The 13,266-nt window shown below is 40.6% G+C and carries 9 protein-coding genes; 7 read left to right on the top strand and 2 right to left on the bottom strand.

Going from position 1 to position 13,266, the window contains the following annotated elements; genetic code table 11:
- Nucleotides 1-29 precede the first annotated feature (29 nt).
- Complete coding sequence (locus MB14_RS02560) at nt 30-1,811, top strand: sodium:solute symporter family protein (RefSeq protein ID WP_062588398.1); 1,782 nt, start codon at nt 30-32, stop codon at nt 1,809-1,811.
- 92 nt (nt 1,812-1,903) lie between these two features.
- Here MB14_RS02560 and MB14_RS02555 read toward each other — a convergent pair whose 3' ends face one another.
- Entirely contained in the window at nt 1,904-3,388 is a 1,485-nt protein-coding gene (locus MB14_RS02555; protein WP_062588396.1) for a trypsin-like peptidase domain-containing protein, read from the bottom strand.
- Between the two features lie 517 nt (nt 3,389-3,905).
- On the opposite strand from MB14_RS02555, the gene MB14_RS02545 reads away from it, so the two are divergent.
- The 4 genes from MB14_RS02545 to MB14_RS02530 all read left to right on the top strand — a co-directional run bounded on the left by MB14_RS02545 (nt 3,906) and on the right by MB14_RS02530 (nt 7,567).
- Nucleotides 3,906-5,069: a 1-deoxy-D-xylulose-5-phosphate reductoisomerase gene (locus tag MB14_RS02545; protein WP_062588393.1), complete on the top strand. Its 1,164-nt coding sequence runs from the start codon at nt 3,906-3,908 to the stop codon at nt 5,067-5,069.
- A 3-nt stretch (nt 5,070-5,072) separates the two neighbouring features.
- The gene (rseP, locus tag MB14_RS02540) at nt 5,073-6,380 is read left to right on the top strand and encodes an RIP metalloprotease RseP (protein WP_062588391.1); all 1,308 of its coding nucleotides are present in this window, start codon (nt 5,073-5,075) and stop codon (nt 6,378-6,380) included.
- 151 nt (nt 6,381-6,531) lie between these two features.
- On the top strand, nt 6,532-7,173 hold the full coding sequence (locus tag MB14_RS02535; protein WP_062588389.1) for a hypothetical protein: 642 nt from the start codon (nt 6,532-6,534) through the stop codon (nt 7,171-7,173).
- Between the two features lie 217 nt (nt 7,174-7,390).
- Nucleotides 7,391-7,567 carry a hypothetical protein gene (locus tag MB14_RS02530; protein ID WP_157716533.1) on the top strand — a complete coding sequence of 59 codons (177 nt, stop codon included), beginning with the start codon at nt 7,391-7,393 and terminating at the stop codon, nt 7,565-7,567.
- Here the strand turns inward: MB14_RS02530 and MB14_RS02525 are convergent.
- Nucleotides 7,564-9,546: an OmpA family protein gene (locus MB14_RS02525; protein WP_062588386.1), complete on the bottom strand. Its 1,983-nt coding sequence runs from the start codon at nt 9,544-9,546 to the stop codon at nt 7,564-7,566. The genes MB14_RS02530 and MB14_RS02525 overlap by 4 nt on opposite strands.
- Nucleotides 9,547-9,712: 166 nt before the next feature.
- Between MB14_RS02525 and lon the strand changes: the two genes are divergently transcribed.
- Both lon and porQ read left to right on the top strand, forming a co-directional pair.
- Nucleotides 9,713-12,178 carry an endopeptidase La gene (lon, locus tag MB14_RS02520; RefSeq protein ID WP_062588384.1) on the top strand — a complete coding sequence of 822 codons (2,466 nt, stop codon included), beginning with the start codon at nt 9,713-9,715 and terminating at the stop codon, nt 12,176-12,178.
- Nucleotides 12,179-12,234: 56 nt separating this feature from the next.
- Nucleotides 12,235-13,266, top strand: a complete 1,032-nt coding sequence (gene porQ / locus MB14_RS02515) for a type IX secretion system protein PorQ (RefSeq protein WP_062588382.1) — start codon at nt 12,235-12,237, stop codon at nt 13,264-13,266.

Raw genomic sequence — 13,266 nt, 5'->3', positions numbered from 1 at the left:
GACGAGTCAATTTAACAAATCATTATATTATGCAGCTAGCGACACTCGATTGGATTATCATCCTCGGTTTTTTTGTCATTTTTTTGTTAATCGGCCTTAAAGTATCAAAAAAGGCAGGTACGAGCTCAAAAGAATTTTTCCTCTCGGGAAGAAATATGCCTTGGTGGTTATTAGGAATTTCCATGGTGGCCACTACTTTTTCTGCCGATACCCCAAATTTAGTAACAGATATTGTTCGTCAGAACGGTGTGGCGGGTAACTGGGTATGGTGGGCTTTTCTGGTCACGGGTATGCTCACCGTTTTTGTGTATGCCAAGCTTTGGAGGAAATCAGGCGTACTTACCGATTTAGAGTTTTACGAAACTCGTTATAGTGGAAAAGAGGCCGCATTCTTAAGGGGCTTTCGCGCCATTTATTTAGGTGTTTTCTTCAATGTGATGATTATGGCCTCGGTTTCCTTGGCGGCCATTAAAATTGGGGAAATAATGTTTGGCTTAGAGCCTTGGAAAACCATGCTGTACGCTTCGGTAATTACTGTAGCCTATAGTTCAATGGGTGGATTAAGGGGTGTTATTCTTACGGATTTCTTACAGTTTTTGGTGGCTATGGTAGGTTCCATAGCTGCAGCGGTTTACATCATTAACTTGCCTGAAGTGGGTGGTTTAACAGAACTTTTGGCCAACCCAAATGTGGCGCCAAAATTAGATCTGATTCCTGACTTCAATAATAGAGAGTTGTTTATTACACTTTTAGTCATTCCGCTGGCTGTGCAGTGGTGGAGCGTTTGGTATCCAGGTGCCGAACCTGGTGGAGGAGGCTACATTGCCCAACGTATGCTTTCGGCAAAAGACGAAAAAAACGCAGTTTCAGCTACTTTACTTTTCAACATTACCCATTATGCTTTGCGCCCTTGGCCATGGATTTTAATTGCATTGGCTTCGTTGGTGGTTTATCCTGATTTGGAGTCTATCAGATCTGCTTTCCCAAATATTTCTGAAGGAAAAATGGGACACGATTTAGGTTATTCAGCGATGTTACTCACTTTGCCTAAAGGACTTTTGGGAATTGTTATTGCGTCATTAATTGCGGCTTTTATGTCTACCATTTCAACGCACCTCAACTGGGGTTCTTCTTATGTGGCCTATGATTTCTATCAAAGATTTGTGAAGCCAGAAGCAAGTGAAAAAGAATTGGTAAATGTGGGAAGGATATCTACCGTACTTTTAATGGTTTTTGCCGCTTTGTTTGCTTTGGTACTTACCAGCGCCTATGATGCCTTCCAAATTCTACTTAAAGTAGGTGCAGGAACAGGTGCCGTATTCTTGCTTCGTTGGTTCTGGTGGAGGGTAAACGCTTATTCTGAAATTACGGCCATGGTTGTTTCGTTTATTATGGCATTGTTATTTTATGAGAAAACAGGTCCAGACTTTATGCTTGCCATACCTGGTGATTACCAATTATTGTGGAGTGTAGGTATAACTACCATAGCTTGGGTAGGGGTTACTTTACTAACCAAACCAACTGATTATAGTAAACTTGCTACCTTCTTCAATTCTGTAAAACCTTATGGCGCTGGTTGGAATGGCTTCAAAAAAATAGCTCAAAAAGAGGGTATTCAATTAGAAAGCCATGTTGGTCGTTTTAGCATAGACCTGATTGCAATGTTCCTTGGAATAATCATTGTATACAGTGCGCTTTTTGGTGTGGGCATGCTGCTTTACGGTAATATTTCAACCGCGGTGATTCTGCTCTCTGTTACATTAGTGAGTGTTTTACTCTTATTACGAACTTGGAAGAAATTGACATTCTAAACTTAAGAGAAAAGCCGATTTACGGCCGAAATTGTTGGTTATAGAAAACAAAAAAGGGGCTAAATGCCCCTTTTTCAATTCACTAATATCTTTTACTGAAACCTATATCTCAGTGTGTTTTGTTTTCCTTTTGAGTCAAGAATATCGATCTGTATTCTTCCAGAATAACGTTCAAGGTAGTTTGCTACAGCCGCTGGGTCTCCTGCCCACCTTTGGTTAATGGCCACAATAATATCTCCCTCCTTAAGGTCGCTCAACTTTCTCATAAAGCCAGTATCCTTATTAATTTTGGTAATCTTTACTCCATACTTCAGGCCGTTCTTTTCTAATTCCGCTTGAGTTAATTTTCTCATTTCGGCACCCAGAAAATCCGAGAAGTGAATGTCGTCCTCACTAAGGGCAGATTGGCTATTTAGAATGTCAGTGTTCCCCAATATGTTTTCTAAAGTAACATAGGTTTGGCCAACACGCTGGTTTCTTTTGTACTCCACCAACACCTTATCGCCTGGCGACATATAAGTAAGTAGTTCATCAAAAGTAGATTTGCTGTTGATGTGCTTTCCGTTTAAAGTAAGTATTACATCGCCAGCCTCGAGTCCGGCTTTATCTGCTGCACTTTCTCTTCTAATCGACTGAATGAATACCCCTTTTAGGTCTTTCAGGTTTTCTCTCTTGGCTAACTCTTCATTAATTTCTGCCACATCGGCACCAGTATATGCTTTCTGTACATACTTGTACTTTTTCAAATCTTCTACCGCTTTCACAACAATGTCGGAAGGGACTGCAAAACCATAACCTGCGTAAGAGCCAGTTCTGGAAATAATGGAAGAGTTAATACCAACCAATTCACCATCGGTATTTACCAAAGCGCCTCCACTGTTTCCTGGGTTAATGGCGGCATCGGTTTGAATATAAAGTTCAAGCGGAAAGTTTTCTCTTAATGCAGCCGTTTCGCTACCAATAGCACTTACAATTCCGGCTGTTACTGTAGAAGTTAAGTTGAATGGATTCCCCACTGCCAACACCCAGTCTCCAATTCTCACATCCGAACTTTTTCCCAGTTCAATTGCTGGTAAGTTTTTCGCATCAATTTTTAGTACAGCTAAATCAAGACTAGGGTCGGTGCCCACTAGTGTTGCACGATAGGTTCTTTTTTCGTGCATTACTTCAATTTCATCTGCCCCTTCAATCACATGATTGTTAGTAATAATGTATCCATCTTTAGAGTAGATCACGCCTGAGCCTGAGCCAATGGCCACTTCGGAACTAGCGCCTTCTCGTCCATAAATGTAATCGAAGAAAGACATGCTCCTTCTGTTACGCTGTAAGTTCTTAATGTATACCACACTGCGGATGGATTTATCGGCAGCGGTTCTAAAATCTGCTGGAGTTTCAAACGGCCTAACGGTTGATTCATTATCCGCTCGGTCAGTCGTATAGCTGGCTTGCCTAATATTGGCCGGTACTTCTCGTATAATTTCATTCACTTGAGCAGGGCTCAGGAACTGTTGGAAAACAAAGGCTCCGGCCAGTCCGGCTACAAAAGCCAGAAGAATAATCTTAGCTGCGCTTTTCATATCTGTATGCTAATAATTGTTTTATCTAAATTCGAAAGAAATAGGAGGAAGTCGTTCGGAGACTTTACCTCGCAATATTCAAACATACGTAACAGAGATATTGTTGGTAATCTGTGCATTGTTAATTAAGGTTAAAAGTTAAATGGACGCACGGAGATTGTCAACTTTTGATGATTCCGACACCTCAAAAACATATCTTTGCTAAAGGTAAAGGCACACTAAGTGGGTAGGGATTTTGTCTGAATAGAAGTACCAGATTTGGCAAAGAACTTTCTCATTTGGAGGCCTTTGAAAAAGACCTAAATTTGCAGCTTCGAAAAATGAATTCTTATTAAGGTCATCTGATTTTGTGTAGTATTCGAAAAACGCTGAAAGTAAAATCATTGTCGCGCGATGCTTTCAGAAAGTAGATTAAATCGCAGGGCAAGTAAGGCGAATAAAATAATTGACTTCGCCTTTCAAACTACCGTAAACTTGCAGATGCACTTTTACATTATCTGAAATAGTTAAGCAATACGTGGAAGAAATTAAGAAGAAGCACATTGCCATTTTGGGCTCCACTGGCTCTATCGGCACGCAAGCCTTAGAGGTAATTCAAGCCAATCCAGATCGTTTTCAGGTGGAAGTGCTTACGGCACAAAACAACTGCGATTTACTGATTGAACAGGCCATTACCTTCAAACCGAATGCGGTGGTCATTGGTAATGATCATCATTACGACAAAGTTTTTGACGCTTTAGACAGCCTCGATATTAAGGTTTATGCTGGCGAAAATGCTCTTTCTTCTGTAGTGCAAATGGACAGCATTGATTTGGTGCTTACCGCTTTGGTGGGGTATGCGGGTTTAAGACCAACTATAAAAGCCATTGAAAGCGGAAAACCAATTGCTTTGGCCAATAAAGAAACCATGGTGGTGGCGGGTGAACTGATTACGGCTTTGGCCGAAGAGTATGGCGTGAACATTTACCCAGTAGATTCTGAGCATTCGGCTATTTTCCAATGCTTAGTAGGTGAATTTCATAACCCCATCGAAAAAATTATACTTACTGCTTCTGGTGGCCCGTTCCGTGGAAAGGATACCAACTTCCTTAAAACAGTAACCAAAGAACAAGCCCTGAAACACCCCAACTGGGACATGGGCGCAAAAATCACAATCGATTCTGCTTCTTTGATGAACAAAGGATTGGAAGTGATTGAAGCCAAATGGCTCTTCAACCTAAAGCAAGAGCAGATTGAAGTTATTGTGCATCCGCAATCAATTATTCATTCGATTGTGCAGTTTGAAGACGGTAGTATGAAAGCACAAATGGGTTTGCCCGATATGAAGCTGCCCATTCAATTTGCCATGACTTATCCTGAAAGAATCAAAACCGACTTTCCAAGGTTCGATTTCTTGAATTATCCTGCACTTACTTTTGAGCAGGCCGATACAAAGACTTTCCGTAACTTGGCACTGGCATATGAGGCCCTTAAACAAGGCGGAAACATGGCTTGTATATTGAATGCTGCCAATGAGGTGGCAGTAGAAAAATTCCTTAAAGATGAAATCAGCTTCTTAGGAATGTCCGATGTAGTTGAAGCTTGTATGCAAAAGGTATCCTTTGTTAAAAAGCCAACGTATGAGGACTATGTCTTTACAGACGAGGAGACGAGAAAAATAGCATTTGAACACATAATTTAATTAATGGAAACTATAGTACAGATTGCTCAGCTATTGCTGGCCCTATCAATTCTGGTAGGAATTCACGAAGCAGGCCATATGCTTGCCGCTCGTTTTTTTGGAATGAAAGTGGAGAAATTCTTCATTGGCTTTCCTCCAAAAGTGTTCAGTTTCAAAAAGGGAGATACAGAATACGGTTTAGGTGCTATTCCATTGGGGGGCTTTGTGAAAATATCTGGGATGATCGATGAATCAATGGATAAGGAGCAAATGAAACAGGAGCCGCAACCATGGGAATTCCGTTCGAAGCCAGCTTGGCAGCGTTTAATCGTAATGTTGGGTGGAATTATCGTAAACGTAATCGCAGGTATTATTGCCTTTGTAATTCTTACTTACAACCAGGGGGAAGCTTATATTCCTGCCAAATTCACAAAAGAATACGGTGTGGTCGCTGGTGAAATTGCTCAAGAAGTAGGTTTCCAAACAGGCGATAAAGTGATAATGGTAAATGGTGCCGATTATGATCGTTTTGGCGATATAGCAAGCGGAGAAACTCTGCTAACTACTGATGGCTACTGGACTGTTGATCGTAACGGACAGCAGCTTGACCTTCCAATTCCGAAAGGCTTTTTGAACAATTTGAGCGATGAAGAATTTCAATCAAAATTCTTAGAACCAAGACAACCGTCAATTGTAGGTGGCTTGCAAGAAGGATTTAACATTCCATTACAGGAAGGAGATAAAATTTTACAGGCCAATGGTGTTGAAGTAAAATACTTTGATCAATTGAGGTCTGAGATGGCAAACTATGCGGGTCAAAATGTGGCTTTTTTAATCGAGAGAAATGGTCAGGAAATGACTGTAAATCTTGATGTAAATGAAGAAACGCAAATAGGTATTGCCTTGTCATCACCTTACGAAATAGACGAATACACTTTGGCTGAAGCCATTCCAAGAGGCACCTCAAAAGCATTTGGCGCAGTAATTCTTAACGCCAAGGCCATGGGCAAAATGTTCAAGTTCAATGGCGAAATGTCTGCCAGAAATATGAGTGGCCCTATCGGTATTGTAAACATGTTCCCTAAAACTTGGGACTGGAATGCATTCTGGGGAATCACAGGCTTTATTTCAATGGTATTGGCCTTTATGAACTTATTGCCAATTCCGGCTTTGGACGGTGGACACGTAATGTTTCTGCTTTTCGAAATGGTATCGGGCAAAGCACCCTCAGATCAATTCCTTGAAAACGCCCAAAAAGTGGGTATGGTTATTCTCCTTTTACTAATGGTATTTGTATTCGGAAATGATATTCTAAAGCTTTTCGGAATTTAGACTGAACCAAAAATTTTAATAAAGAAGGTGCTTGAAAAGGCACCTTTTTTTGTGTTTGAGCGTGAAGCAAAATCTTTCATGGGTATTGCAAAAACCATTATATTGTCATTTATAATTTGAAGAACCGCCAACGCCAAAAACCTATAGATTTATGAATAATACGACTGTCGGAATAGTTGGACTTAGTATTACAATCTTTTTCATCTTAGGCTTTGCTTCTCTGTTCATTTACAATCCACAGACAATCGAAGAGGTCAACAACGTGACTACCATAGCTTCATTCAATATAACAGGAATGAATGGAAGATGGTTGGCTGCTTATATCATCTACTTGATGATAGGACTTCTTAATTTGACTTTCGTATTTGGACTTTTTAGGATGTCGAAAAATGACACACCTATAATCATTGGTAAGATTCTAATACTAATTGCTGGACTTACCTGGACAAGTTTTGGAATTATACCATGGGATCCTTATTCAGATACTGACATTCACACTGTGATTATTAGAGTAATAGCAATGATTATAGTTATACCTGTCGGGCTAATCTTCATTGCAATTGAATTTAAAAAAATGATAAAAGATAAATTCTTAAAGTATTATACATTAACAACCGGGCTGATAATTCTAATAATGGGAATCTTGAGCTTATTTGTCTTTAATGACCAAACATTCATAAGGACTAACATCTCCTTGGTAATTTATTTCCTTTGGTTTGGCGTCTTCGGATTAAGGTTGTTACAAATAAGAAATGGCCAAGAAGGGTTACAGACTAAATCTACCAGTTCCTAAAACAGCCCCGCTGAAAATTAATTCCCTCATCCTCGATTGAATCGAGGGTGTCATTAAAGCCAATTTCAAACTGATAAATCACAGTGCGACTTAACGGGGCTTTTAGGCCTTTCAACTCGAATTCGTCATAATTAGATGTTTGCGAACAACCAAACCCTCCGCTAAAGCGTTTTTATAATACGTCTAATATATTTATATATGTCGTAAAGATATGGCTATGGATAAAAACTTGACATCAAAACCTGATAAAAAAGTAGTTGACATGGAAAACACAAACCCCCAAGACGATATCAAGATTTCCACTTTTGTGAAAAGTATGCAAACAGGAGTTAGGATTCCTACTGATTTAGATTACAAAAAAGCCCAAGGTGACCACCTCGTAGAGAAACACTAATTACCACCCTCCTGCGCCTCTCTATAGATTTCAAACTCTACCCTGCGGTTGACTGCGCGGTCTTCGTCCGTTTTTTCTTCTTTAACAATCGGTCGTTGGCTTCCATAGCCAATGGCATTAATGCGTTCACTATTTACTCCGCCATCCACAATCCAGTTTTTAATCGATTGAGCCCTTTGTTGGGAAAGGGCAAGATTTAAAACCGCATCGCCACTAGAATCGGTATGACCAGATACATTCAGTTTGAATGATGGATGATCAATTAAAAAATCCACCACTTTCTTCAGGTCACTTTCCATTTCTGGAAGTATGTTTGACTTCCCATTTTCAAATTCTAAAGAGGCAAATTCAATTTTACTGGCCACACGTTCTACAATGCCTTCATATTCGGTATCGCCATCTAGGAAAAACATTTTTTCAAGGCGGAAAAAATCGTCTCCTTGAATTACCACCAAATAATTTCTTTGGTTAATCAGGTCGAATTCGAAAGTACCGTCTTCACGGGCAAATTTAGGAGCCACTTCTACCCCTTCATCCAAATCGATGATGGAGACCACCATATTTTGAGGAATCTTTCCTGTTACGCTCTGTATTCGTCCCATAAATCGGGTAGTGGCCAAAGGTTGCCCGCCCATGGGTAATGGAAAAGAAAAGAGGTCCAGGTTTTTCATGCTTTTTTTCTCTGAGCGAGAGTAAAAAATATCTTTAGAAGCTTTATCGATGGTAAAGTAAAACTCCGTGCCAGGGCCATTTACCAAAGGTCCAATATTGATCGGTTCCGAAAAGTTGATTCCTACTTTGTAAGCTTTATAGATGTCGTAATCCCCAAAATTCAATAAATGGCCATTACTACTAAAGTACAACACATTGTGTTCGGGGTGATAAAAGGGGCTTACTTCGTTCTGACGCGTATTTACAATTGGCCCTAAGTTTTTTGGCTGAGCCCATTTGTTTTGGGAGTCTTTATAAGTGTAATACAAATCGGCTAAACCAAATCCCCCTTGACGGTCAGATGAAAAGTAGAGTGTATCTTCAGTAGGTGAAAGCGTAGGGTGCGAGTCCCAACCTTTGGAGTTGATCAATTCTCCCATGTTTTTGGGCTCCGTCCAAAGGGTGTCGCCCTGAAAGACTGAAGTGTACAAATCGCAGTTGCCAAAGCTATCGGGGGCATCGCAGCGCGAAAAGAAAATGGTATTTCCATCTTTAGTCATAGCGGCTGAACCTTCATTGTATTTGCTGTTAATAGCATCGAAGGGTTTGGCTTCGCCCCAGCCATTTTCAGTATTCTCAGCAATAAAAATATCCTCGTTACTAATTACCCTAATACCTTCATTATGTGCGTTTCTTTTGGAGGTGAACAGCAAAATTTCATCACCTTTGGCTACGCTAGGAGCATAATCTTCCATTAAAGAGTTGATTTTATTTCCCATGGTGGTCAGTACGCCACGAGGCGGAATAAGTGTATCTACCTGCCTGCGGTACTCCACCAACTCATAATAATACTCCAACGGAACATAATATTCCATTTTATTGGGGTTGATGGAATCATAGCGCGCCAAAACTTCCTCAATTGGAAGTCCCCTTCGATGATGCTTTAGTACAAGGCTGTAAAGTGGCCTGGCCTGGTCTACCGTACCAAATACCTCAGTCAGTTTGGCTAGTCTCCACAAATAATAGGTTTGATAAGCGAAATTTTGAATTCCGAAGTTGGAGACATACTCTTTTAATTCAGGATAAAGTTCCTTCCAGTTCTTTTCCTTATCGAGTTTGTCAATTCTTTTAAGCTGTTTATCGTTGGTGTAAAGCCCAACCTTGTTTATATTTCTAAAGATGATGTCCGTAATCTCAACAGATACCGAATCGGAATTCAATTCTACAAGCTCGGCTTTCTTATTGTCTTTCTTTTTTTTGAAAAACTGTCCATGTACTGTAGAGTTACAGTATAACAGTACGACCGCAATGAGTAGTATCGGTCTCATTCTTTTCAAGTGTTTTAGTCTCTTTTTAGTAAAAGATACATCAAATTACGTGTTTTTCAGTGCAATTAAAAAACCGTTCATGACACATTGCCGTTTGGCACACGGCTTGCAATTTAGGTCGTCCAAATTTATTTAAGCACAAACGTGTCAATCTGGCACTTTATATATGAAAATTAATAACCAAATGTTCGGATCCATGATAGCCAGCGATATTGATGACGATGAAGCAGGCGATCTTATTCAGGTAATTGGGGGTGAAGATGACGAAGAGTTAAACGAAGCCAACCAACCAGATGAATTACCGATTTTGGCGGTACGCAATACAGTATTATTTCCGGGAGTGCTTATTCCTATTACTGTCGGTCGCCAAAAGTCGATTAAGGTGGTGAAGAATGCATATAAAGGAAACCGTCTTGTGGGGGTTCTTACCCAAGAAAACCCAAAAATAGACGATCCTACCCAAAAAGATCTTTTCAGAATAGGAACAGCCGCCAAGATTGTAAAAATGTTGGTGTTGCCTGACGGAAATACCACCATCATTATTCAAGGTAAAAGCAGGTTTGAGGTAGAAGAATATACTTCTGAAGCACCTTATATGAAGGCCAAGGTGAAGTATTTACCAGAAAACTTCCCGAAAAGACTGAGTAAAGAAGTGAAGGCAATTTTACAATCAGTAAGAGAAGCGGCCAATAAAATTATGTCGCTTAATCCTGAAATACCGAAGGAAGCACAGGTGGCCTTGGACAATATAGATAAGACCAGTTTCTTGATTCATTTCCTTTGCAGTAACATCAATACGGAAGCGAAGGAAAAGCAGAAATTGTTAGAAATCAATGATGGTATTGAGCGTGCTACGGCTTTGCTTCAATACATGCTGAAAGAAGTGCAACTGCTTGAGCTTAAGCACGAAATTCATAGCAGAGTTCATTCAGACATAGATCAGCAGCAACGCGATTATTTCTTGCGTCAGCAAATGAAAGTGTTGCAAGATGAACTGGGAGAAGACGGCCCAGAACGTGAAGTGGAAGCCCTCAGAAAGAAAGGGGAAAGTAAAAATTGGCCAGAAAAAGTTGGTACGCACTTCAATAAAGAGTTGGACAAAATCCTTCGGATGAACCCAATGGCAGCGGAATACCCGATTTCCATGAACTATGCCGAATTGATGACCGATTTGCCTTGGGGAGAATATTCAGAGGATAACTTAGACCTGAAGCGCGCGAAGAAAATTCTGGACAAAGATCATTTTGGTTTAGAAAAAGTAAAGGATAGAATTCTGGAATACCTGGCCGTACTTAAGTTGAAAAATGACTTGAAGGGGCCAATTCTTTGTCTTTACGGCCCTCCAGGTGTAGGTAAAACCTCTTTGGGAAGAAGTATAGCCAAGGCCTTGAACCGTCAGTATGTCAGAATGTCTTTAGGCGGAATTCATGATGAAGCCGAAATTCGTGGGCATCGTAAAACTTATGTGGGTGCCATGCCGGGCAAGGTGATCCAAAACATTAAGAAATCGAAAACTTCGAATCCAGTATTTGTACTGGACGAAATAGATAAGGTAAATTCTAACTTCCGTGGCGATCCATCTTCAGCTTTGCTAGAGGTGCTCGACCCTGAGCAAAACGCAGAGTTTACCGATAACTACTTAGAGGTGGAATACGACCTTTCTAAGGTGTTATTTGTGGCCACAGCCAATTCATTGGATACCATTCAGCCTGCCTTGCGCGACAGAATGGAAATTATTGAGGTGTCGGGTTACACGGTTGAAGAGAAAATGGAGATCGCTAAAAGACATCTTGTGCCGAAGCAAAAAGAGGAACATGGCTTAAAGTCTACGGATTTGGTTTTCGATAAAAAGTCGCTTCAGAAAATAATAGATGAATATACCCGAGAATCTGGGGTTCGAAACTTAGAAAGGAAAATTGGTTCGGTAGTGCGAAGTGCTGCTAAATCAATTGCTTTAGAAGAAGAATATCCTAAAAAAGTGATCGCTGAATACATTGAAAAAGTACTTGGCGGCCCTGTTTTCGACAAGGAAACTTACGATAACAACGATTTAGCTGGTGTAGTTACAGGCTTGGCTTGGACTTCCGTTGGCGGTGAAATTCTTTTCATCGAAACCAATTTGAGTCGGGGTAAAGGCAAATTGACACTTTCAGGTCAGTTAGGCGATGTGATGAAAGAATCAGCCGTAGCTGCGCTTTCTTACTTGAAGTCTGAAGCACATAAATACGATATCGACTACCGTGTTTTCGATAAATACGATTTGCATATTCACGTGCCTGCGGGTGCTGTACCTAAAGATGGCCCTTCTGCAGGTATTACCATGCTCACGGCCATTACTTCGATATTTACACAACGCAAGGTGAAAAATAAATTGGCGATGACAGGCGAAATCACATTGCGAGGCAGAGTGTTGCCAGTAGGAGGTATCAAAGAAAAAATTCTTGCTGCGCGAAGAGCAGGTATTAAGGAATTGATTCTGAGCAAAAAGAATGAAAAAGACATTCTAGAAATTGACGAACGATATACTAAAGGCCTCAATGTACATTATGTTGAAACGGCTGAAGAGGTATTAGAATTGGCATTAATGAAGCAAAAAGTAGCCAATGCTATTGATCTAGTAGTAGAAGACTAAAATTCAAACTATTTTAAGGGGGAGAACTTCGGTTCTCCCCAATTAATCCCGAGGTATTGAAGCAAATTGTCCGTATTGTTTTGGTTGCTGGGCTTTTCATTCCCCAACTATTGACTGCCCAATTGGGTGGGCAACGGGCATTTGAATTTCTAAACCTCCCGAATAGTACTCGCCAAACGGCTTTAGGTGGTGTAAACCTTACCTCTGGCTGGAATGATCCAGGCATGTTGGCTTCTAACCCGGCATTATTGAACAGCGATTGGCACAACCAATTGGTCATTGACAGGCTGGGCTATTTTGCCGACATCGCTCAAACTTCCGTTGCCTATGCCCGAAATATTGAAAAAGCTGGGCTTTGGGCAGCCAACCTCACTTACTTGAACTACGGCACCATCGAAGGCTATGATGAAAACGGTTTTCTAAATGGCGATTTTAAAGCATCCGAATTCGTTTTTGGCTTAAGTCATTCCATGGCTTTTGGCCCTTTTCAAGCGGGCTCTACGTTAAAAATTGCCGCTTCGGATTTAGGGTCATATAAAGCTTCTGCCCTGCTATTTGATTTTGGAGGTACCTTCAAACATCCAGAAAAAGATTTGACTGTGGGCTTGGCCCTGAAAAATTTGGGCATGCTATTGAGCGACTATACGGACGACAATCAAAGCGAATTGCCTTTAGATGTTCAGTTAGGGGTGACCTACAAACCAGAGTTTATGCCCTTCCGGTTTTCGCTTACAGCCAGAAATTTAAATCGTTCCGATGTCGTTTTTTTCGACCCAAAAGCCAATACACTCGTTGGTGCTACAGAAAAGGAACCAGGATTTAGTGAAGAGGTGTTTCGAAGATTGGTTTTCGGTACTGAATTACTCTTGAGCAACAATTTTCAATTGCGCTTTGGATATAACCATTTGTTAAGAAAAGAGCTTAAACAAGAAGCCGCATCGGGAGGCGCTGGCTTTTCATTTGGGCTGATGTTTAAAGTAAAAAGATTTGAATTTTCTTATGCCAGAGCACTTTATCACTCGGCAGGAGGAAGCAACACCATACAATTGACCACCAATTTGAGTGGGATCGTAAAGAAAAAAAACTAA

The sequence above is a fragment of the Roseivirga ehrenbergii genome (genome assembly GCF_001593005.1).
Lineage (GTDB): Bacteria > Bacteroidota > Bacteroidia > Cytophagales > Cyclobacteriaceae > Roseivirga > Roseivirga ehrenbergii.
Note: the sequence above shows the minus strand (reverse complement) of the source record. Positions and strands in the feature narration are given on the sequence as shown.

Coding starts and splice junctions, on each gene's coding strand:
- MB14_RS02560 (WP_062588398.1), top strand. CDS start 30: ATGCAGCTAGCGACACTCGATTGGATTATCATCCTCGGTTTTTTTGTC.
- MB14_RS02555 (WP_062588396.1), bottom strand. CDS start 3,388: ATGAAAAGCGCAGCTAAGATTATTCTTCTGGCTTTTGTAGCCGGACTG.
- rseP (WP_062588391.1), top strand. CDS start 5,073: ATGGAAACTATAGTACAGATTGCTCAGCTATTGCTGGCCCTATCAATT.
- MB14_RS02535 (WP_062588389.1), top strand. CDS start 6,532: ATGAATAATACGACTGTCGGAATAGTTGGACTTAGTATTACAATCTTT.
- MB14_RS02530 (WP_157716533.1), top strand. CDS start 7,391: ATGGATAAAAACTTGACATCAAAACCTGATAAAAAAGTAGTTGACATG.
- MB14_RS02525 (WP_062588386.1), bottom strand. CDS start 9,546: ATGAGACCGATACTACTCATTGCGGTCGTACTGTTATACTGTAACTCT.
- lon (WP_062588384.1), top strand. CDS start 9,713: ATGAAAATTAATAACCAAATGTTCGGATCCATGATAGCCAGCGATATT.